The organism is Nonomuraea angiospora (genome assembly GCF_014873145.1).
In the GTDB taxonomy this organism is placed as follows: Bacteria; Actinomycetota; Actinomycetes; order Streptosporangiales; family Streptosporangiaceae; genus Nonomuraea; species Nonomuraea angiospora.
In genome coordinates, this window is the sequence record NZ_JADBEK010000001.1 from 768,672 (window position 1) to 790,512 (window position 21,841).

Sequence of the window (21,841 nt, forward strand, 5' to 3'; positions counted from 1 at the left end):
TCCTCGATTCACTTCAATCCGGAGGTCTTGATCGCCTCGACCAGGCGGCGCTGGCCGAGCACGAACGCGATCAAGGTGGGCACGGCCGCGATCACCGTCGCGGCCAGGACGTAGTTCCAGGCCGAGCCGTACTGGCCCTGGAGGGTGGCGATGCCGACCTGCACCATGCGCAGCTCGGGGTCGCGGGTGGCGGTCAAGGGCCAGAGGAACGCGTTCCAGTTGGCCAGGAAGAACAGCACGGCGAGCGAGGCGAGCACGGGACGGCTGAGTGGCACGACCACCTGCCACCAGCGCCGGAAATATCCGCATCCGTCGAGATCTGCCGCCTCTTCGAGCTCGCGCGGGATCGTCAGGTAGTACTGCCGGAGCAGGAAGATCCCGAACGCGTGGAAGATCGCCGGCAGGATCAGCCCCGCGTACGTGTCGAGCAGCCCGAGCTGCCTGGCCACCAGGAACAGCGGCACGAGGATCACCGGCAGCGACACCAGCAGCGTGGAGACGATCATCGAGAAGATCACCTGCCGCCCGGGGAAGCGCAGCCGGGCCAGCGCGTAGGCGGCCATCGAGTGCAGCACGAGCGCGACCACCGTGACGGCCACGGAGACGACGAGGCTGTTGAGCATGTACCTGCCGATGGGCACCTCGGTCAGCACGTAGAGCAGGTTGTCCAAGGTGAAGCGGCTGGGCAGCGCCACCTCGAACAGCTCGTCCGCCGGCTTGAGCACCGTCACCAGCAGCCAGACCAGCGGCGCCACCGTGACGGCCGCCAGCACGTACCCGACGAGGGCGCGCAGCCTAACCGACATCGAACCTGCCTCCCTTCGTGAGCCCGAACATCAGCCCCGTGGCCACGACCAGGAACCCGACCACGACCGTGGTCAGCGCCGCCGCGTAGCCGTAGTTGTTGAAGGTGAAGGCCTGCTGGTAGATGTAGAAGACCACGCTGGACGTGCTGTTGGCCGGACCGCCCTTGGTCAGCACGTAGACGAGGTCGAAGGCCTGCAGGCCGGTCACCGCGCCGACGGTGGAGTTGACCAGCACGAAGAAGCTGGTCGGGCGGAGCAGCGGCCAGATGACGTGGCGGAAGCGCTGCCACGAGGTGGCCCCGTCGACGCGCGCCGCCTCTTCATACTCCTTGGGGATGTCCTTGAGCCCGCCCAGCAGGATCAGCATCTGATACCCCATGAGGAACCAGATGCTGATCACCACCAGTGACCCGAGCGCCAGCGCGGGGTTGCCCAGGAACGACACGTCGCCCAGCCCCACCGGCCGCAGCAGCGCGGGCACCGCGCCCTGCTTGTCGGCCAGCAGGAACTGCCACACCACGCCGACCACGACGAGGCTGATGACGTGCGGCAGGAAGAACATCGTGCGCACCAGGCCGACGCCGGGGAAGTGGTCGCGGACCAGCAGCGCGAGCCCGAGGCTGACGACGAACCCGATGGGGACGAAGGTCACCATGTACGTCAGCGTCACCTTGACGCTCTGCCAGAGCTGCGCGTCCTCGGCCATCTGGCGGAAGTTGTCCAGGCCGACGTAGGTGTAGCCGCCGAACCCGTCCACGCTGAACAGCGACACGCCGACGGCCAGCACCATGGGGAGGCCGACGAAGACGAGCAGGCCGAGCAGGTCGGGCGCGACGAACACGTACCCGGCCAGCGCCTCTTTCCTGCGCCGGGTCCACCACACGCGGGGCGCGGCCTCGCCGGCGACCGCCGTACCCGGATCGACCAATGTGGCCACCACTACCGCCTCTCGCTCAGGGGGCCGCCCGCCGGGTGCCTCCGGCGCGGCTGTGCCCGTGGGATCGCGCCCGCGAGGGCGTCACAGCATGGCCGCACCCTTGTAGCCCTTCAGGAAGGTGTCGATCTTGGCGGCGGCGTCCGCCGCCGCCTTGGCCGGGTCCGCCCCGCCGAGCTGGGTGGCCTGGATGGCGTCCGAGACGGCCTTGTACACCTCGGGCGTGTAGCGGGGCTCGCCCCGGCCGCCCGGCACCACCTGCTCCAGGAACACCTTGAGCGCCGGCTTGTCGAACGCCCCCGCCGCCTTGGCCGCCTCCTGGACGGACTTGCGGGCCGGCAGGTTCGTCTTGACGACCGTGTTCCACTGACGGCCGCGCTCGACGCCGGCCGCGTCGGTGGCGCCCAGCGCCCAGGCGATGAACTTGGCCGCCGCCTCCGGGTTCGCCCCCTTGGCGTTGGCGACGAACGCCCACCCGCCGATGTCGGTGGTGTAAGTCCCGCCTTCGGGAACGGGGAGCCGGAACACCCCGTATGTGAAGTCCTTCTTCTCCTGCTCCAGCTGCGACACCGACCAGATGCCGCTCTGCTGCATGGCGACGTACCCGCTGGCGAGGTTCGCCGGGGCGTTGCCCGCGCCGTCGCCCTGTGGCTTGCGCGGCGCGACCTTGTTGTTGACCGCGTCCTGCCACAGCTTCAGCGCCTGATGTACGCCGGGCGCGTCGAACCCGGCCCCGCCGCTCCCCGGCACGGCCGAGCCGCCGGCCATCCACATGAACGGGTACCAGGTGAAGTTCTGGTAGTAGCCGGGGATGGTCTCGAAGAGGATGCCGAACTGGTCCTTGGTGGTCAGCTTGGCGGCCACGTCCAGCAGTTGGTCCCAGGTCTGGGGGAGGTCGCCCTCGGCCAGCTTCGCCTTCTCGAAGGCGTCGACGCTATAGTACATGGCCAGCGGCTCTTGTTCCATCGGCAGGCCATAGACCTTGCCGTCCACCTTGCGCGTGTCGAGCACGCCGCCGTCGAAGTCGGCGATCTGGTCGGGCTTGAGGTGCGGCGTGAGGTCGGCCAGCACGCCGCCGTTGTGGTAGCGGAGGAAGTCGCCGGGGCTGAGCAGGAAGATGTCCGGCCCCTGACCGGCGGAGAACGCGGTCTGCAGTGCTGTGCCGGCGAGGTACTCGGAGACGGGCAGGTAGTGGAGCTTGACCTTGACCTCGTTGTTGGCGTTCCACGCCGCCGCCAGGTCGGTGAACCACTTGCTCTGCGCGTCGGCCTGCGGGTTGGGGCCGTAGAAGTTCCAGAACGTCAGCTCTTTGGCGTTGCCGCTCTTCCCGCCGCCCCCGCACGCGGACAGCAGCGGTGCCGCCATCGCCGACCCTAAGACGACGGCGCCGCCACGCAGCAGAGATCGGCGGGTCACCCTCTCGAAAGCCGACATGTCGCATCCTCCTGATCTTGCAGAAAGCTCGGGGGGTGAGCAATCGATTTCCCAGAAAGGTAGGCGTCGGCGGGGTTGGCGTCAAGAAGTTCCTGCTACGGCTTGCTGAATCAGGGAATCGATATCTCCTCGAGACCTGCAACCGCGCTCCGACGGGCAATTGGCGTCACGATGGCGCGTCCCTCGGTCTCCCGCTCCCGTGGATCCGACGCTCCCGTGCATCCGACGCCGTCTGGATCCGACGCCGTCTGGATCCGACGTTGCCTGGATCCGCCGTTGCCCGGACCCGAGGTTGCCTGGATCCGACGAGCAGCCGACTGCCCGCGACCGGGCTCCGCCGTCTCGCCGCTCCGGCTCCCAGTGAACCGGCCGGGCCGGCGACGGTCATCGGCGGGTTGCCGTGGAGGGCGGCGGTCGCGGTGCTGAGCCATCGCGGGCGGACGCACGCGCGTGTCCGGCGAGGCGAGGGGGCCGGGGGTTCTCGGCGGGGTGCCGGGCGGCGCGGGCGCGGTGAGGTGCGGCAAGCGGGGGAGGCGGTGCCCGACGTGCGTGAGGCGCATGCCGTGGTTGGGGGGCCGAGTGCCCGGAGGTGCCTGTGGTGGCGGACGTGCGGAGGGGTGCGGACCGTGGTTGGGGGTGGCGGACGTGCGTGAGGTGCGGGCCGCTCCCGGCGCGTGGGCTGCTGCCGGGTGATCGGCGTGCCAGGGGCCGGGCGCGGTGGTGGGCGGGTCTCCGGAGCGAGGCGTGGGGGCCGCCGGTCAAGTGCGACGGAGTACCGGTGCGGGGCCGCTACATCGAGTGTGAGAAATCGGTTCACCGTTGTGATTCCGTGATGTGAGGCGGGATTGACGGCCTAGAAGGTCGGATCTAGGTTGAGGGAAATCGATTTCTGAGCAATCGATTTCTCGTATGCATGGAGGACAACCCGTGGCACGTATCGGAGTGCTGAGCATCTCGGACGGGCGGGACTTCGTCGCCCGCGATCTCGTTGAGCACATCACCCACGCCACCACCGCCCTCGCGGAGGCGTTGCGCAAGGAGGGCCACGAGGTCATCGTGGCCCCGGAGATCGTGTGGACCAACGAGCTGGCCACGTCGCAGGCGCGGTGGCTGGCCGATCGCCGGCCCGATCTGACCATCTTCAACTACGCGGTCTGGGCCTTCCCGCACTTCACCATGCTGGCCGCCGAGTCCACCCCAGGGCCGCTGCTGCTCATGGCGAACATCGACCCCGCGCAGCCCGGCATGGTCGGCATGCTCGCCGGCGGCGGTGGCCTGGACCAGATCGGCCGGGTGCACGCCCGCGCCTGGGGAGACATCGACGACCCAGCCGTCAGGGAGCGCGTGCTGACCGAGGTACGGGCCGCCCAGGCGGTCAGGGGCCTGCGCGGCTCGACGTTCGGCCGGATCGGCGGCCGGCCGATGGGCATGTACACCGCCGTCGCCAACACCGACCAGTGGATGCGTACGTTCGGCGTCGACGTCGAGGAGATCGACCAGTGGGAGATCGTCCGGCGGAGTGAGAACGCCTCCCAGGCGCGGGTCACCCAGGCCCGCCAGTGGCTCGAGGCCAAGGGGAACGTGCACTACGACGGCAAGCAGCTCACGCCGGACCTGCTCGAACGCCAGATCCGCACGTACTACGCGATGCGCGAGCTCATCGACGAGTGGAACCTGGACTTCTCCGGCATCAAGGGCCAGCCCGAGCTGACCACCCACTTCTGCACGATGGACCTCGCCGAGGCCTTCCTCAACGACCCGTACGACTGGGAAGGCCCGAAGGACACCCACGTCTGCGCCACCGAGGCCGACATGGACGGCGCGCTGACGATGCAGATCCTGAAGCTGCTGAGCGGCGACCCGGTGCTCTTCGCCGACGTCCGCCACTACCACGCGGACAAGGACGTCTGGGACCTGTGCAACTCCGGCCAGCACGCCACCTGGTACGCGGCCAGGTCCGACGACCCCGAGGAGAACCTCGCCAGGACGCACTTCTACCCCGAGGTGTTCTTCTTCCCGGCGGGCGGCGCGAGCGTGCACCACCTGGCGGCGCCCGGCGCCGCCACGTTCGCCCGCCTCACCCGCAGGGACGGCCGGTACCGCATGCACGTGATGCGCGGCGACTTCGAGCTGTACGACGACGCCACCAACGAGGCGATGGCCCGGCAGTCCACGTTCGAGTGGCCGCACGCGTTCACCAGGCTGCACGTGCCGGCCACCGAGTTCCTCGGGCGGTTCGGCTCCAACCACATCCACGCGGTCCCCGGCGACTACATCGCCGAGCTGGAGGCGGTCTGCAAGCAGCTGGGCGTCGAGTTCGAGGGGTTCGGCGATGCGGCTTAGTCCTCTCCTCCTCGCGGCCGCGCTCGTCCTGGGCGGGTTGAGCGCACCGGCGCAGGCGCAGGCGAGCGCCAAGGGACCCGTCGGGTGGGACGTCTACCGCAGGCTCGACCGGCTGCCCGAGCTGCCCGTCGGCGTGCAGACCAAGCAGTTCTCCAGCTTCGACCGCACCGGCGACAACAACGACGGGTTCGAGGGCACGTACTCGTGCCTGAGCACCACCCCCCAGGGCTGTGTGATCGCCGAGCACACCGGCGCCGGCGAGGTGCAGGCCATCTGGTTCACCAGGGACGGCGGCGACGTCAGCAGGACCGGCAGGATCACCGTCGAGCTCGACGGCAGGAAGGTGGTGGAGGCGAGCCTCCAGGACCTGGTGGACGGCAAGCTCGGCGCCCCCTTCGCCTACCCCCTCGTGGGCAACGCCGACCAGAGCTCCGGCGGCGTCTACGTCGAGGTGCCGATGCCGTTCACCCGCTCGATGCGCATCACCACCGAGCACAACCCGCTCTTCCACCACGTCAGCTACCGCACGTTCGCCGATGCCGAGGGCGTGAGCACGTTCGACCCGGCCGACAAGGCACAGGACGTCATCGACCGGCTCAAGGCGGGCGGTGACCCCAAGCCCGCCGTCCCGGGCGCGCGCTCCCAGGACGCCGCGATCCGCCTCGCCCCCGGCCAGTCGGTACGGGTCGCACGCACCCAGGGCGCCGGCCTGCTGTCGGCGATCAAGCTGAAGCTGCCCCAGGCCGAGCAGGTGCTGCCGAGGACCGAGGCCGACGAGGGCCGGGCGTTCGGCCGGAACGGCTCCAGCGAGTTCACGGTGAAGATCGATCCCGCCAACGACGGCGTGCGGCTGACCAGGCGCATCGACCCGGCCATCGGCAGGCAGGCCGCCAAGGTCCTGGTGGACGGCCAGGAGGTGGCGCAGTGGCCGCCGAGCAGGCTGGGCGCCGCCGGGATGTGGGCCGAGGAGGTCGTGGACCTGCCGGCCAGTGCCACCAAGGGCAAGTCGCAGATCACGGTCAAGAACGTGTTCACCTCGTCGGACCTCGACTACAACGAGTTCACGTACTGGGTGGACAGCGCCGGCAAGCGTACCGACACCGTGGACGTGGGCGACGCGGCCGACGAGGCCGCGCACGGCTACACGATCGTCGGGCAGACGTGGCAGGGCGAGCGGACCTTCGCCTTCCCGATGGACCAGCCCCAGCTGGCGAGGATCAGGACGGCGCAGGAGATCCTGCAGGGGCTGCGGCTGCGGATCACTTTCGACGGCCGGCGCACGGTCGACTCGCCGGCCGGCGAGTTCTTCGGCAGCGGGCACGCGATGCTGCCCGTCAAGTCGCTCATGTACGCGGTCGACGCCGCGACCAGCACGCTCAGCGCGTGGTGGCCGATGCCGTACCGGACGGGCGCGACGGTCGAGCTGTTCAACGACTCCGGCCGCACGATCGAGGGCCAGGCGACGGTCACGTCAGCCAACCGCCCCGTATCAGGAAATGTCGGCTACTTCAGGACACAGTCCCGTGCCGGCGGCACCACGCCTGGCACGAGCTGGCCCTTCCTGCGGGTCTCCGGCGCGCAGGGAAAGTTCGTCGGGATCAGCCACACCATGCGCGGCCCGACCAACCGTAACTACCTGGAAGGCGACGAGCGCGTCTATGTGGACGGCTCGCGCACCCCGCAGATCCACGGCACCGGCACCGAGGACTTCTACCAGGCGGGCTGGTACTTCAACCGCGAGACCTTCAGCACCCCGTTCCACGGCAACACCGCCCACCTGGCCCCGGCGACCGGCTGTCCGGCGGACGACGACTGCACCGGCGCGTACCGGCTGATGATCGGCGACGCCGTGCCGTTCGCGGGCTCGCTGACGTTCGACATCGAGCACGGCTGGACGAACGACGTCGAAGGCGTCTACTCCTCCACCGCCTACTGGTACGGCTCCGACCGCGCCGCGACGGCACGGACGGACTCGCTGACGGTCGGCGACCCGGCGAGCGAGCGGCAGCACGGCTACACCGGCCAGGGCGAGGTCACCACGCTGGACTCCGCGTTCGAGGGCGACTTCAGGAACCCCGTCACGCTCAAGGCCACCCAGCGGGTCACGCAGGCCCCGGTCACGTTCAGGCTCGCGATCGACCGGAACAACCAGGGCGTCGAGCTGCGCCGTACGGGTGACCAGAGCGTCGCAGGGCAGCACGCCGAGGTCACCGTCAACGGGCGGCGGCTGGCCGACTGGGTGCAGCCGCTGGGCAACCGGACCCGCAGGTGGCTGGAGGACGTCTACCAGATCCCGGCGGGCGTCACCCGCGGGCAGCGGGAGATCACCGTCCAGCTGACCCCGAAGACCCCCTGGTCGGCGGCCTCCTACACGGCGTGGAGCCTCCGGTGACCACCGTCCTGGCGATGCGGGCCATCGGCAAGTCCTTCCCCGGCGTGCGGGCCCTCGACGGGGTGTCGCTCACCGTGGCGGAGGGCGAGGTGGTGGCCCTGCTCGGGGAGAACGGCGCCGGCAAGTCCACGCTGATGAACATCCTGGCCGGGGTGTTCAAGGACTACGAGGGCGAGATCGAGATCGGCGGCGAGGTGGCGCACATCCACTCGCCCAAGGACGCGCGGCGGCACGGGATCGCCATGATCCACCAGGAGCTCAACCTGGTGCCCGAGCTGTCCGTCGCGGACAACATCTTCCTCGGCCGGGAACGCGCGCTCCTCGACCGCAAGGTCACCGAGGGGCGCACCGCCGAGCTGCTGCGCGGCCTCGGGCTCGACCTGTCGCCGCGCACGCTCGTCAAACAGTGCAAGATCGCCGAACGCCAGCTCATCGAGGTGGCCAAGGCACTGTCGCAGAACGTCCGCGTCCTGGTCATGGACGAACCCACCTCGGCCCTGGCCGACGCGGAGGTGCGGCGGCTGTACGAGGTCATCCGCGACCTGACCGGGCGCGGCGTGGCCGTCATCTACATCTCGCACCGGCTGGAGGAGCTGGAGGAGATCGCCGACCGGGTCGTCGTGCTGCGCGACGGCCAGTACATCGGCGAGCGGACCGGCATCAACCGGGACGAGCTCATCCAGATGATGGTCGGCCGTCCCCTGGGCGAGATGTTCCCGCGCGCCGGCGGCGCCACAGAAGGTGACGAGTTGCTGCGGGTCGAAGGGCTCTGCGTGCCGGGGGATCGGGACACCGGGCGCACGGCGCTGCGGGAGGTCTCGCTGACGGTGCGCACCGGGGAGATCGTCGGCGTGGCCGGGCTCATGGGCGCCGGGCGCAGCGAACTGCTCGAATCGATCTTCGGCGTGCACCGGCCGTCGGAGGGAGCGATCAGCCTGCGCGGCGCGCCGTACCGTCCCAGGAGTCCCAAGCAGGCGATCGAGCGGGGCGTCGCGCTGGTCGCCGAGGACCGCAAGGCGCAGAGCCTCGTGCTGGGCAACAGCGTGGCCTTCAACGCGAGCCTGTCATCGCTCGGCCGGTACCTGCGGTTCCGGACCGTGGACCGGCGGCGCGAGGGCGCGGCCGTCGAGCAGCAGGTGCGCGCGCTGCGGGTCAAGACGCCCGGACTGCGCTTCACCGTCGGCAACCTCTCGGGCGGCAACCAGCAGAAGGTCGTGCTGGCCAAGTGGCTGCTCACGGCGCCCTCGCTGATCCTCATGGACGAGCCCACGCGCGGCATCGACGTGGGCGCCAAGGCGGAGATCCACGCGCTCATGTCGTCGCTGGCCGCCGAGGGCAAGGGCGTGCTCGTGGCCTCCTCCGAGCTGCCCGAGCTGCTCGCCATGTGCGACCGGATCCTCGTGCTGTGCGAGGGCCGCATCACCGCCGAGTTCCCGAGAGGCCAGGCGACGCAGGAGGCGATCCTCGAGGCCGCCATGGCAAGACAGCAGGTGACCACATGACCACCGTGAAGACCGCGCCGCCCGTGCAGGCGCCGGGGGAGAGCCGGGTGCGGCGCGCGCTCTCCGCCCTCGGGGCCGCGCAGGCGTACATCGGCCTGGTGCTGGTCCTCGCCGTGGGGATCGCCACCAAGGGCGAGATGTTCCTGAACGAGACCAACCTCACCAACGCCATCGGCGCCTTCGCCTCCCGCGGCATCCTGGCGGTCGGCGTCACGCTGGTGATCCTGACCGGCGGCATCGACCTTTCCGTGGGCTCGCTGCTGGGCATCGCGTCGATGACGGCCGCGATGATGCTCGCCAAGTTCTCGCTGGAGCCGTGGCAGATCGTCCCGATCTGCATGGTGGTGGGAGCCCTCTTCGGGTTCCTGAACGGCGCCGGCACGGCCTGGCTGCGCATCCAGTCGTTCGTCATGACCCTGGCCATGCTCTCGGTCGTACGCGGGCTCGACCGGCAGGTCAGCGACAACGTCAGCGTCGGCACCCAGATCGCCGGGCCCGACGGGAAGCTGACGCCGCAGGCGGAGGCGTTCCAGCTGTTCGGCACGCCCGGGCACAACCTGTTCGATCGCATCTACTACCCGGTGCTGGCCTTCATCGTGGTCTGCGTGATCTTCCACCTGATCCTGACGAAGACCCGGTTCGGGCGGCACGTGTACGCGGTCGGCGGCAACCCCACCGCGGCCCGGCTGTCCGGCGTCAACGTCACGGCGGTCACGATCGCGGTCTTCACGCTGTCCGGCATGCTGGCCGGCTTCGCCGGGCCGATCGACGCCGCCTACAGCGCCTCGGCCGACCCCCAGGCCGGGCAGTCGTTCGAGCTGGACGCCATCGCCGCCGCCGTCATCGGCGGGGCGTCGCTGGCGGGCGGCAAGGGCACCATCGCCGGCACGTTCGTCGGGGCGCTCATCCTGACGCTCCTGGACAACGTGCTCGGCCTCAACGCGGTCAGCGACAACTGGCAGCTCGTCATCAAGGGACTGATCGTCGTCGTGGCGGTCGTCCTGCAGCGTCCCGATCTCTTCAAGATCTTCCGAGGAGGGTCTCGATCATGAAGAAGACCATCACCATCGCGCTGTGCGCGCTCCTGGCCGCCGCGTGCGCGTCCAAGGCGCCCGCGCCGTCGGCGTCGTCAGGCGAGAAGAAGAAGTTCGTCGTCGGCTACTCGCAGTCGAACAACGCCGAGCCGTACCGGGCCCAGCTCAACCTGCAGCTGCAGCACTTTTTGAAGAAATATCCGGACATCGAGTTGCTGCCGATCGCCGACGCCAAGCAGTCGAGCGCCACGCAGGTCTCCCAGGTCCAGAACTTCATCACCCAGAAGGTCGACGCGCTCATCGTCTCGCCCACCGAGCCCGCGCCGCTGACGGCGGCCGTGCAGCAGGCGTGCGACGCGAAGATCCCCGTGATCGTCCTCGACCGCACCGTGAACACCGACTGCTACACCGCCTTCATCGGGGGCGACAACGTGCTCATCGGCAGGAAGGCGGGGGAGGAGGCGGTCCGGCTGCTGCCGGACGGCGGCAACATCGTCGAGCTGCGCGGCATCATGTCCAACCAGCCGCAGATCGACCGCGACAAGGGCTTCCGCGAGGCCGTCGCGGCCAACCCCAAGATCAGGATCATCGCCGACCGCGAGGGCAAGTGGCTGAAGGAGCAGGCCACCCCGATCATGCAGCAGTGGCTCGCCCAGCACCAGCAGATCGACCTCGTGTACGGGCACAACGACCCGATGGCGCTGGGCGCGTACCTGGCGGCCCAGGCGGCGGGCAAGGCCGACAAGATCAAGTTCATCGGCATCGACGGCCTGGCCATCCCCGACGGCGGCATCCGCGCGGTCCAGCTCGGCCAGCTCTCGGCCACGTTCATCTACCCGACGGGCGCGCAGGAGGCGGCCGACACCGTCAACAAGATCCTGCACGGCCAGCCGGTCGAGAAGAAGCAGGTGCTCGGCACGACGCAGGTCACCAAGGACAACGCGGCCGAGCTCTACAAGCAGTTCGACCTGTCGGGGCAGAACTGATGTTCCTCGGAGTCGACATCGGCACCTCCAGCTCCAAGGGGGTGCTCGTGGCGCCGGACGGCACGGTCGTGGCGACGGCGGTCCGCGAGCACCGCACCGCCTCGCCACGGCCGGGCTGGTTCGAGCACTCGGCGCAGGACGTCTGGTGGGCCGACTTCACCTCGATCGTGGCGGAGCTGGCCCGCCCGGACGTCGCCGCCGTCGGGCTGAGCGGGATCGGGCCGTGCGTGCTGCCCTGCGCGCAGGACGGCACGCCGCTGCGGCCCGCGATCCTGTACGGGGTGGACACCCGGGCCACCGCCGAGATCGCGGCGCAGACCTCCCGGTACGGCGCCTCCGCGATCCTGGAGCGGTGCGGGTCGCCGCTGACCTCCCAGGCGGTGGGGCCGAAGCTGGAGTGGCTGCGCACCCACGAGCCCGAGGTGTGGGCGCGGACGCGGCGGATCTTCATGGCGCACTCGTGGCTGGCGTACCGGCTGACCGGCGCGTACGTGCTCGACCATCACGCGGCCAGCCAGTGCACGCCCCTGTACGACACCCGTACCCACGAGTGGATCGACGACTGGGACCTCTTCCCCGAGCTGGAGCTGCCCGCACTGGCGTGGAGCGGCGACGTCGTCGGCGCCGTGACGGAGGCGGCAGCCGCCACCACCGGGCTCCCGAAGGGGATCCCGGTGGTGGCCGGGACCATAGACGCGTGGGCGGAGGCACTGAGCGTCGGGGCGACCTCGCCGGGCGACGTCATGCTCATGTACGGGACGACGATGTTCCTGGTCGAGGTGCTGGCCTCGCGGGCCGTCTCGCCGCAATTGTGGGGGACCGTGGGGGTGTCGCCGGGGACGTACAACCTGGCGGCGGGGATGGCCACGTCGGGCGCGGTCACCGGATGGCTGCGCGACCTGACCGGCGCCTCGTTCGAGTCGCTCACGGCCGAGGCCGCGGCGGTGGGGCGCGGGGCGGAGGGGCTGCTCATGCTGCCCTACTTCGCGGGAGAACGCACGCCTCTCTTCGACCCGGACGCGCGCGGGACCCTCATCGGGCTGACGCTGCGGCACGGGCGCGGGCACCTGTACCGGGCCGCGCTGGAGGCGACCGCCTTCGGCGTGCTGCACAACCTGGAGGCCATGCGGGCCGCGGGCGGGTCGGCCAAGCGGCTGGTCGCGGTGGGCGGCGGCACGAAGGGCGGGCTGTGGACGCGGATCGTGTCCGACGTGCTCCAGCAGGAGCAGGTCCTGTCCACCCATACGGTGGGCGCCGCCTTCGGCGACGCCATGCTGGCGGCGCGGGCCTGCGGCGTCTCGGCCGCGGGCTGGAACCCGGTGGCCTCCGTCGTGGAGCCCGACCCGGCCGCCGCCGAGGACTACACCCGGCTGTACGGGCTCTACCGGGACCTGTACGACTCCACCGCCCACATCGCCCACGAGCTCGCGACCCGTTAACGGGGGATGGAGCTCTCGCGGGGATGGAGCTCGGCGGGCAGGACGATCGTGGCGGGCTTGGCGGCCGGGGTGGCGATGCGGTCGACCAGCAGGCGGGCGGCCATGCGGCCCAGTTCGTACGTCGGCTGCGTCACCGTCGACGGCGACGGGTGCACCAGGTCCGCCCACGGGATCTCGTCGAAGCCGACCAGGCCGACCTGCCCGGGCACGTCCACCCCGCGCTCGGTCAGGCAGCGAAGCGCGCCCACCGTCATGAGGTTGTTGGCCACGAAGACCGCGTCGGGAGGCTCGGGAGAGGACAGCAGTGCGGCCATGGCGTCGTAACCCCCCTGTTCGCGGAAGTCCGCGCGGACGATCACGGGATCACCGGGCAGCGCCGCCGTGTAGCCGCGCAGGCGCAGGTCGGCGGTGCTCACGCCCTCGGGCCCCGCGATGCACGCGATCCGCCGGTATCCGGCCGCGAGCAGGTGCTCGGTGGCCGTGCGCGCGCCTCCCTCGTTGTCGACCACCACCGTGTCCACGGCGCCCCGGGGCAGCTCCCGGTCGACGGCGACGACGGGCACGGGCGAGTCGATGAGCGTCTTGGCCGCCTTGACGCTGCCCGAGGAGGAGATGATGACGCCGGCCATCTGCTCGCTCAGCGCCGCCGCGACGTAGGTCTCCTCCTTGGCCGGGTCTTCGTCGCTGTTGCACAGCACGACCGAGTAGCCCTCCTGCTGCGCGACGTCCTCGACGCCGCGCACCATGGCGGTGAAGAACGGGTTGCCGATGTCGGAGATGATCACGGCCCAGAGCGTCGTGCGGCTGCGCCGCAGGTTGCGCGCGACCGCGTTGGGGCGGTAGCCGAGCTCGCGGACCGCCGTGAGCACCCGGGCGACCATGGCGGGGTCGACGGTCTGGGCGCCGTTGAGCACGCGGGAGACGGTGGCGGCGGACACGCCGGCCTCCCGTGCGACATCGTAGATAGTGGGCATCGCACCAAGTTTCTACCATCGCGGAGCCCCGCGCCCCTCCTCGCCGCGGGTTGGGGCTGAGGTCCTGGTCCAGGAATCGCTTTCCGATCATGATCATACCTCCTCATTTCCTGAAAAATTGAAATGTGCTGATTTACCTGGGCAAATGCTCGACAGAAATCCTGACAAATCAGGGCTTGACGGCTGTCAGGTCGCGATTATACGTTCATCCAGAAATCGATTACTCAGCTCTCTTCTCCCTTCACCCCCACTTCACGGCCTCCTGCCTGCCACGCGCGCAGGAGGCCCGCACCGCCAGGAGAAGTCATGTTCTCGATCGTTCGACGATGCTTGGGTGCGAGCCTGGCCACGCTGCTCATGATGACCATCGCGGCCGTCCCGGCGGCCACGGCCGCCGCCTCGCCGCCGCCCAGCCCGTTCTTCTCGACCGTGCGGATCGACTCCGCCGCGACGGTCGGCGCGCCCGCCGCGGGCGACAACCGCAACCACGGCGACCTCTGGCCGAACTGCTGGTCCGACGACGACAACGTCTACACCGCCTACGGTGACGGCATCGGGTTCGCGGGCGCGTACAGCGACATCGGCGTGGCCCGCATCTCGGGCATGCCCGGCAATCTGACCGGCGCGCAGCTGCCGATCGGCGACAACGTCGGCCAGGTGTGGACGGCGAACCACACGCGCAAGCCCACCGGTATGGCCTGCGTGGGCGGCACGCTCTACCTGGCCGTGCAGGACCTGGCGTTCGACTTCGACGACGCCCCGGCGGCGACGATCGCGAAGTCGACCGACCACGGCAGGACGTGGACGTGGGACCGGTCGGGGCCGATGTTCGGCAACGGGGTGTTCACCACGATCATGTTCCTGGACTACGGCAAGGCGTACGGCAACGCCCCCGACGGCTACGTCTACGCCTACGGCCTCGACCACAACTGGCGCGACTCCTTCGCGAACCGGGTGCCCGACCCGGTGGACCTGTGGCTGGCCCGGGTGCCCAAGGACCAGGTGCAGAACCGGTCGGCCTGGGAGTTCGTCAGCGGCTTCACCGCCTCCGGCACGCCCACCTGGTCCGCGGACATCGGCCGGCGGGTCGCGGTCATGCACGATGACCGGCGCATCTACCAGGACGTCTACACCGCCAACCGGGCGAAGAACCTGACCGTGCTCAGCCAGGGCGGCGTGGTGTACAACAAGCCGCTCAACCGCTACCTCTACACGTCCTGGACGGAGTACACCTTCGAGTTCTACGAGTCGCCCACGCCGTGGGGCCCGTGGAAGCACTTCTCCGGCAAGGACTTCGGCGGCTACCCGTGGACCACGACCAAGCACGGCGGCTACGCCACCACGATCCCGTCCAAGTACATCAGCGCCGACGGCAAGTCGATGTGGCTGCAGTCGAACGTCTGCCCGTGCGGCGGCGGCTTCCCGGAAGGGCAGCACTGGGCGTACACGTTCTCGCTGCGCAAGATGCGCCTGGAACCGCACGTGGACACCACCCCGGCCAACACGCCCGACGGCGCCAGGAACCTGGCCCGCGAGCCGGGCACGACCGGCGTCGAGCGGGTGGCGCATTTCGGCAACGTCGGCTTCTACAACGACGGCGACAAGGCGCGGAGCGAGGACGACTGGAACGACGAGCGCAAGGGCGCGAGCTGGTGGGGTTACACCTGGCCGCGCGAATACCTGATGAACAAGGTCGCCTTCACCAGCGGGCAGATCTTCGGCGACGGCGGCTGGTTCGCGGGCGACCTGCGGGTGCAGGTCCGCAGGAACCACGAATGGGTGAACGTCACCGGACTGCGCATCACGCCTGACTACCCGTACGACAACACGGCGGGCCCGAACCGCACCTACGAGCTGGGCTTCAACCCGGTGGGCGGCGACGGCGTGCGCGTCATCGGCGCCCCGGGCGGCACCCGCACCTTCACCTCCATCGCCGAACTGGAGGTGTACTACACGGGCACCAGCGGGACCATGTTCGGCGGCTCGCCGGCGGACTTCACCGGTGACGGCAAGGACGACATCGTGGCCTTCACCCACGGGACGAGCGCGGACGTGTGGGCCGCCGCCTCGACCGGCACGGGCTTCGGGGCGTCCACCAAGTGGCACGACTTCTTCGCCCCGAACGGTGAGATCCCCTACACCGGCGATTTCACCGGCGACGGGAAAGCCGACATCGTCACCTTCACCCAAGGGACCACCGGCGACGTGTACGTGGCGCCGTCCACCGGCAACGGCTTCGGGCCGGGCGTGAAATGGCAGGAATGGTTCGCCCCGAGTGGTGAGATCCCGGCGGTGGGCGATTTCGACGGCGACGGCAAGGACGACATCGCCACCTTCACCCGCGGCGCCGACGCGGACGTCTACGTGGCGTTGTCCAGCGGCACAGGCTTCGGCGCAGGCCAGAAATGGCATGACTTCTTCGGCCTGAACGGAGAGTTCCCGGCCGTCGGCGACGTCAACGGCGACGGCAAGGACGACATCATCGTCTTCACCCAGGGCTCCACGGCGGACGTGTACGTGGCCATGTCCACCGGCCACGGCTTCGGCCCCGCGACCAAGGTGGCCGACAGTTTCGCACCCGGCGCGGACCAGCCCCGCGTGGGCGACTTCGACGGCGACGGCAAGGACGACATCGCCGCCTTCACCAACGACCCCGCCGCCGACGTCACCGTGGCCCTGTCGGACGGCGCCGGATTCAAGGCCGCCACGAAATGGCACGACGACTTCGCGCCGGCAGGTGAGTTCCCGTACGCCGGCGACTACGACGGCGACGGCAAGGACGACATCGTCTCCTTCACCCACACGCCGTCCGCCGACGTGCGCGTGAGCCTGTCGACCGGCACCTCCTTCGCCGGCGGCGGCAAGTGGCACGACTTCTTCGGCCTGCCCGGCGAGACGACTCTCTGACCCGGTAATCCTCCGCGCGGCACGGCAACCCCTCGCGCCGCGCTGCCGCGTCACGCCTCCAGACAGGAGAGAACCACGTGAGAAGCAGGATCCTGTTATCGGTGACGGCCCTGTCGGCCGGCGTCCTCCTCATCCCGCCCGCCCCGGCCGCCGCGGCCGGGCCCCGCCCCGACTTCCGCGCCCCGTGGCCGTGCGGCCAGGTGCGGGACTACTACCACCACTCCGGCGAGGTCGCCAACGCCATCGACTTCAACATCGCCGGCTCCGGCGACCTCGGCACCCCCGCCCTGGCCTCGGCGCCCGGCACGGTGATCGAGACGGTCACCGGCCACCCCGGCTACGGCAACTACGTCCGCGTCGACCACGGCGGCAGCTGGACGAGCCTCGTCGCGCACCTGGACCGGATCACGGCCGCCAGGGGCCGGTGGGTGGACTACGGCGCCGAACTCGGCAAGGTCGGCAGCACCGGCAACTCCACCGGCCCGCACCTGCACTACGAGCAGGAGGCCGACGGCGGCAACCAGCCGATCGTCATCGACGGCGTGGCTCTCCGCTACAGCGAAGCCGCGGCCAAGCACACCAGCGGCAACTGCGGTGGCGGCGGCCCGCTCCTGGGCGGCTCTCCGGCGGACTTCGACGGTGACGGCAAGGACGACATCGTGACCTTCACGCACGGCGCGAACGCCGACGTCTACGTGGCGAAGTCGACCGGCACCGCCTTCGACGGGACGTCGGTGAAATGGCACGACTACTTCGCGCTGAGCGGCGAGGTCCCGCTGACCGGGGATTTCACCGGCGACGGCAAGGACGACATCGTCACGTTCACCCAGGGATCCAGCGCCGATGTGTACGTGGCGCCGTCCACCGGCACGGGCTTCGGCGCCGCCGCGAAATGGCACGACTTCTTCGCGCCGAGCGGGGAGATTCCCGCGGTCGGCGACTTCGACGGTGACGGCAAGGACGATATCGCCACGTTCACCCGTGGCACGGCCAACGACGTGTACGTGGCGCTGTCGACCGGGACCGGTTTCGGCGCGGGCGTGAAATGGCACGACTGGTTCGCGCTCAACGGCGAGTTCCCGGCCGTCGGCGATGTCGACGGCGACGGCAAGGACGACCTGATCGTCTTCACCCAGGGTTCGACGAATGACGTGTACGTGGCGCTGTCCACCGGGACCGGCTTCGGCCCCGCCGCCAAGGTGCACGACAATTTCGCGCTCGCGGGTGAGCAGCCGCGGGTCGCGGACGTCAACGGCGATGGCAAGGACGACATCGTCACGTTCACCAACAACGGCCTCGGTGATGTGTGGGTCGCCGTTTCCGACGGCCGGGGCTTCGGCCCGGGCGTGAAGTGGAACGACTGGTTCGCTCCGAACGGCGAGTTCCCCTACACCGGTGATTTCGACGGCGATGGCAGGGACGACATCGTCACGTTCACCAAGGGCGCCACGAACGACGTCTTCGTCGGCCTGTCGAACGGAACATCGGCCTTCGGCGCCGGCGTCAAGTGGCACGACTTCTTCGGCCTCGACGGCGAAACCACCCTCTGATCCAGGAGACATCATGCGCAAGTCCCGAATCGGCCGCGCGTTATCCGTCACCGCGGGCGCGCTGGCGATCGCCGCGGCCTCGGCCATGCCCGCCCAGGCGGCCCCCGACCCCGGCAAGCACCGCTCCAACGCCGAACTCCTCCTCGCCTGCCCGTCCGTCCCCGCCGGCCACGACCAGTGGGTGACGACCGCCGTGTACCGGGTCGGCCGCAGCCTCAACGCCAACGACAAGGTGATGCTCGCGGCGTTCGAGACCGGCTGGGTCGAGTCCCACATGAACAACCTCAACTGCGGCGACAAGGACTCCCTCGGCGTCTTCCAGCAGCGCCCGAGCCAGGGCTGGGGCACCCCTGAACAGATCCTCGACGTCAGCTTCGCCGCCAACTCGTTCTTCACCCGGGCCATCAGGAACGACGCGGCCAACCCCGGCTACACCCCGGGCCAGCTCGCCCAGAGCGTCCAGCGCTCCGCCTTCCCCGACCGCTACGACCAGTCCGAGGCCAAGGCCCGCTCGCTCCTGAACGAGGCCGCCTGGATGCACGGCATGCAGGCGGCCTCGCCGGCGGACTTCGACGGCGACGGCAAGGACGACATCGTCACGTTCACCAAGAACGCCTCGGCCGACGTGTACGTCTCCACCTCGAGCGGCACCGCTTTCAGCGGGACGTCGGTGAAGTGGCACGACTTCTTCGGGCTGGGCGGCGAGACCACCTACACCGGCGATTTCACCGGTGACGGCAAGGACGACGTCGTCACGTTCGCGCACGGCTCCAGCGCCGACGTGTACGTGGCGCCGTCCACCGGCACGGGCTTCGGCCCTGCCGCGAAATGGCATGACTTCTTCGCGCCCGGCGGCGAGATCGCGGCGGTCGGCGACTTCGACGGCGATGGGAAGGACGACATCGCGACCTTCGCCCGCGGGACGACACAGGACGTCTTCGTGGCCCTGTCCAGCGGGAACGGGTTCGGCGCCGGCCAGAAATGGCATGACTTCTTCGGCCTGAACGGCGAGTTCCCGGCGGTGGGTGATGTCAACGGCGATGGCAAGGACGACATCATCGTCTTCACGCAGGGTTCGACGAATGACGTGTACGTGGCGACGTCCACCGGGACGGGTTTCAACGCCGCGGTGAAGGTGCACGACAATTTCGCGCTCGCGGGTGAGCAGCCGCGGGTCGCGGACGTCAACGGTGACGGTAAGGACGACATCGTCACGTTCACCAACAACAATCTCGGTGATGTGTGGGTCGCGATTTCGGATGGTCAGGGCTTCGGTCCGGGCGTGAAGTGGAACGACTGGTTCGCTCCGAACGGCGAGTTCCCCTACACCGGTGATTTCGACGGCGATGGCAAGGGCGACATCGTCACCTTCACCAAGGGCGCCACGAACGACGTCTTCGTCGGCCTGTCGAACGGCACCACGGCCTTCGGCGCCGGGGTCAAATGGCACGACTTCTTCGGCCTCAACGGCGAAACCACCCTCTAGAAGGAGCCGGAACAATGCAGTGGAAGCATGTGCGTAAGACCGCGTTATGCGCGGCCGTCGGCGGGCTGCTGCTCACCGCCAGGCCCGCCGTCGCCGCCGAGCCGGACGGGCTGGACAAGGCGTTCGCCGACGCGACAGCGGAATATCAGGTCCCCAAGGACCTGCTCGTGGCGGTCGGCTACGGTGAGACGCACCTCGACGGCCACGACGGCGCACCCAGCAGCGACAACGGCTACGGCGTCATGCACCTGGCGAGCAATCCGCAGCACAAGACCCTCGAACAGGCCGCCGAGCTCACCGGCGAGTCCGAGACCGACCTGAAGAGCGACACCGCGGCCAACATCCGCGGCGGCGCGGCGGTCCTGCGTGCCCTCGCCGACCGCGCGGGGCTCGACGCCTCCAAGCGCAAGGACGTCAACGCCTGGTACCCGGCCGTCGCACGCTACAGCGGCGCCGCCGATGACCGGGTGGCCCGCCTGTACGCCGACACCGTCTACGGCCTGCTCGCCCAGGGCATCAAGGCCGAGGTCGTCGTCCGGCCGCGCGAGGTGCGGCCGGAGCGCGGCACGTACGAGAAGGTCAAGCCCTTGGCGGCCACCACCGGCGAGCCCCAGGCCGGCGTCCTGAGCACCGACTACCCGCCCGCGCACTGGGTGCCCGCCAACGGCAACAACTACTCGCCCGGCCGCTCCAGCCCCATCCGCAAGGTCGTCATCCACGTCACCCAGGGCTCGTACGCCGGCACGATCAGCTGGTTCCAGAACCCGTCCGCGCAGGTCAGCGCCCACTACGTGATCCGCTCGTCCGACGGCGACGTCACGCAGATGGTCCGCGACACCGACACCGCCTACCACGCACGGTCCGCGAACGCCGAGGCCCTGGGCATCGAACACGAGGGCTTCGTGGACAACCCCTCGTGGTTCACCGACGCGATGTACCGATCCTCGGCCGCCCTGACCCGCTACCTGGCCGACAAGTGGGGCATCCCGCGCACCCGCGCGAACATCGTCGGCCACAACGAACTGCCCGGCAACGACCACACCGACCCGGGCCCGCACTGGAACTGGGACTACTACATGTCCCTCGTCAACGGTGGCGGCGGCCCGCTCCTGGGCGGCTCTCCGGCGGACTTCGACGGTGACGGCAAGGACGATATCGTGACCTTCACGCACGGCGCGAACGCCGACGTCTACGTGGCGAAGTCGACCGGCACCGCCTTCGACGGCACGTCGGTCAAGTGGCACGACTACTTCGCGCTGAACGGCGAGGTGCCGCTGACCGGCGACTTCACCGGCGACGGCAAGGACGACATCATCACCTTCACCCAAGGGGCGAACGCCGACGTCTACGTGTCGCCGTCCACCGGGAACAGCTTCGGGGCGGCGGCCAAGTGGCACGACTTCTTCGCGCCGAGTGGTGAGGTGCCGGCGGTCGGCGATTTCGACGGCGACGGCAAGGACGACATCGTCACGTTCACCCGTGGCACGGCCAACGACGTGTACGTGGCGCTGTCCAACGACCATGGATTCGGCGCCGGAGTGAAATGGCATGACTGGTTCGCCTTGAACGGTGAGTTCCCGGCGGTGGGTGATGTCAACGGCGATGGCAAGGACGACCTGATCGTCTTCACTCAGGGTTCGACGAATGACGTGTACGTGGCGACGTCCACCGGGACGGGTTTCAACGCCGAGGTGAAGGTGCACGACAATTTCGCGCTCGCGGGTGAGCAGCCGCGGGTCGCGGACGTCAACGGTGACGGCAAGGACGACATCGTCACGTTCACCAACAACAATCTCGGTGATGTGTGGGTCGCGATTTCGGATGGTCAGGGCTTCGGTCCGGGCGTGAAGTGGAACGACTGGTTCGCTCCGAACGGCGAGTTCCCCTACACCGGTGATTTCGACGGCGACGGCAGGGACGACATCGTCACCTTCACCAAGGGCGCCACGAACGACGTCTTCGTCGGCCTGTCGAACGGAACATCGGCCTTCGGCGCCGGGGTCAAATGGCACGACTTCTTCGGCCTCAACGGCGAAACCACCCTGTGAAAGGCA

The 21,841-nt window shown here is 69.4% G+C and carries 14 protein-coding genes; 10 read left to right on the forward strand and 4 right to left on the reverse strand.

Annotated elements, in window-relative coordinates:
* Window positions 1-8 precede the first annotated feature (8 nt).
* The 3 genes from H4W80_RS03425 to H4W80_RS03435 form a co-directional block, all read right to left on the reverse strand.
* On the reverse strand, window positions 9-806 hold the full coding sequence (locus tag H4W80_RS03425) for a carbohydrate ABC transporter permease (RefSeq protein WP_192783722.1): 798 nt from the start codon (window positions 804-806) through the stop codon (window positions 9-11).
* Complete coding sequence (locus tag H4W80_RS03430) at window positions 796-1,743, reverse strand: carbohydrate ABC transporter permease (RefSeq protein ID WP_318786680.1); 948 nt, start codon at window positions 1,741-1,743, stop codon at window positions 796-798. Before H4W80_RS03430 ends, H4W80_RS03425 begins: the two co-directional genes overlap by 11 nt.
* Window positions 1,744-1,824: 81 nt before the next feature.
* Window positions 1,825-3,174: an ABC transporter substrate-binding protein gene (locus H4W80_RS03435; protein ID WP_192783723.1), complete on the reverse strand. Its 1,350-nt coding sequence runs from the start codon at window positions 3,172-3,174 to the stop codon at window positions 1,825-1,827.
* A 927-nt stretch (window positions 3,175-4,101) separates the two neighbouring features.
* On the opposite strand from H4W80_RS03435, the gene H4W80_RS03440 reads away from it, so the two are divergent.
* The 6 genes from H4W80_RS03440 to H4W80_RS03465 are packed head-to-tail and all read left to right on the forward strand — an operon-like array spanning window position 4,102 to window position 12,870.
* Complete coding sequence (locus tag H4W80_RS03440) at window positions 4,102-5,517, forward strand: L-fucose/L-arabinose isomerase family protein (protein ID WP_185074646.1); 1,416 nt, start codon at window positions 4,102-4,104, stop codon at window positions 5,515-5,517.
* Window positions 5,507-7,909 (forward strand): glycoside hydrolase family 172 protein, encoded by a 2,403-nt coding sequence (locus tag H4W80_RS03445; protein WP_192783724.1) that lies wholly within the window; start codon window positions 5,507-5,509, stop codon window positions 7,907-7,909. The genes H4W80_RS03440 and H4W80_RS03445 overlap by 11 nt, the downstream gene beginning before the upstream one ends.
* Complete coding sequence (locus H4W80_RS03450) at window positions 7,906-9,411, forward strand: sugar ABC transporter ATP-binding protein (protein ID WP_318786681.1); 1,506 nt, start codon at window positions 7,906-7,908, stop codon at window positions 9,409-9,411. Before H4W80_RS03445 ends, H4W80_RS03450 begins: the two co-directional genes overlap by 4 nt.
* Window positions 9,408-10,463 (forward strand): ABC transporter permease, encoded by a 1,056-nt coding sequence (locus tag H4W80_RS03455; RefSeq protein ID WP_192783725.1) that lies wholly within the window; start codon window positions 9,408-9,410, stop codon window positions 10,461-10,463. The genes H4W80_RS03450 and H4W80_RS03455 overlap by 4 nt, the downstream gene beginning before the upstream one ends.
* The gene (locus tag H4W80_RS03460) at window positions 10,460-11,431 is read left to right on the forward strand and encodes a substrate-binding domain-containing protein (protein WP_192783726.1); all 972 of its coding nucleotides are present in this window, start codon (window positions 10,460-10,462) and stop codon (window positions 11,429-11,431) included. Before H4W80_RS03455 ends, H4W80_RS03460 begins: the two co-directional genes overlap by 4 nt.
* On the forward strand, window positions 11,431-12,870 hold the full coding sequence (locus tag H4W80_RS03465) for an FGGY-family carbohydrate kinase (RefSeq protein WP_192783727.1): 1,440 nt from the start codon (window positions 11,431-11,433) through the stop codon (window positions 12,868-12,870). The genes H4W80_RS03460 and H4W80_RS03465 overlap by 1 nt, the downstream gene beginning before the upstream one ends.
* Here the strand turns inward: H4W80_RS03465 and H4W80_RS03470 are convergent.
* A complete protein-coding gene (locus H4W80_RS03470; RefSeq protein ID WP_192783728.1) occupies window positions 12,867-13,844 on the reverse strand; it encodes a LacI family DNA-binding transcriptional regulator in 978 nt (325 codons plus the stop codon). The genes H4W80_RS03465 and H4W80_RS03470 overlap by 4 nt on opposite strands.
* A 306-nt stretch (window positions 13,845-14,150) precedes the next feature.
* On the opposite strand from H4W80_RS03470, the gene H4W80_RS60155 reads away from it, so the two are divergent.
* The 4 genes from H4W80_RS60155 to H4W80_RS03490 all read left to right on the forward strand — a co-directional run bounded on the left by H4W80_RS60155 (window position 14,151) and on the right by H4W80_RS03490 (window position 21,835).
* Window positions 14,151-16,751 carry an FG-GAP-like repeat-containing protein gene (locus H4W80_RS60155; protein ID WP_225963217.1) on the forward strand — a complete coding sequence of 867 codons (2,601 nt, stop codon included), beginning with the start codon at window positions 14,151-14,153 and terminating at the stop codon, window positions 16,749-16,751.
* Between the two features lie 77 nt (window positions 16,752-16,828).
* Complete coding sequence (locus H4W80_RS03480) at window positions 16,829-18,301, forward strand: FG-GAP-like repeat-containing protein (RefSeq protein WP_318786682.1); 1,473 nt, start codon at window positions 16,829-16,831, stop codon at window positions 18,299-18,301.
* Between the two features lie 13 nt (window positions 18,302-18,314).
* On the forward strand, window positions 18,315-19,787 hold the full coding sequence (locus H4W80_RS03485; protein WP_192783729.1) for an FG-GAP repeat domain-containing protein: 1,473 nt from the start codon (window positions 18,315-18,317) through the stop codon (window positions 19,785-19,787).
* Window positions 19,788-19,801: 14 nt separating this feature from the next.
* Entirely contained in the window at window positions 19,802-21,835 is a 2,034-nt protein-coding gene (locus tag H4W80_RS03490; protein WP_192783730.1) for an N-acetylmuramoyl-L-alanine amidase, read from the forward strand.
* Window positions 21,836-21,841: the final 6 nt, after the last annotated feature.

Excerpts from the sequence above, each read along its gene's own strand:
- H4W80_RS60155 (WP_225963217.1), top strand. The coding sequence starts at position 14,151 with ATGTTCTCGATCGTTCGACGATGCTTGGGTGCGAGCCTGGCCACGCTG.
- H4W80_RS03470 (WP_192783728.1), bottom strand. The coding sequence starts at position 13,844 with ATGCCCACTATCTACGATGTCGCACGGGAGGCCGGCGTGTCCGCCGCC.
- H4W80_RS03490 (WP_192783730.1), top strand. The coding sequence starts at position 19,802 with ATGCAGTGGAAGCATGTGCGTAAGACCGCGTTATGCGCGGCCGTCGGC.
- H4W80_RS03485 (WP_192783729.1), top strand. The coding sequence starts at position 18,315 with ATGCGCAAGTCCCGAATCGGCCGCGCGTTATCCGTCACCGCGGGCGCG.
- H4W80_RS03460 (WP_192783726.1), top strand. The coding sequence starts at position 10,460 with ATGAAGAAGACCATCACCATCGCGCTGTGCGCGCTCCTGGCCGCCGCG.
- H4W80_RS03455 (WP_192783725.1), top strand. The coding sequence starts at position 9,408 with ATGACCACCGTGAAGACCGCGCCGCCCGTGCAGGCGCCGGGGGAGAGC.
- H4W80_RS03445 (WP_192783724.1), top strand. The coding sequence starts at position 5,507 with ATGCGGCTTAGTCCTCTCCTCCTCGCGGCCGCGCTCGTCCTGGGCGGG.
- H4W80_RS03465 (WP_192783727.1), top strand. The coding sequence starts at position 11,431 with ATGTTCCTCGGAGTCGACATCGGCACCTCCAGCTCCAAGGGGGTGCTC.
- H4W80_RS03435 (WP_192783723.1), bottom strand. The coding sequence starts at position 3,174 with ATGTCGGCTTTCGAGAGGGTGACCCGCCGATCTCTGCTGCGTGGCGGC.
- H4W80_RS03425 (WP_192783722.1), bottom strand. The coding sequence starts at position 806 with ATGTCGGTTAGGCTGCGCGCCCTCGTCGGGTACGTGCTGGCGGCCGTC.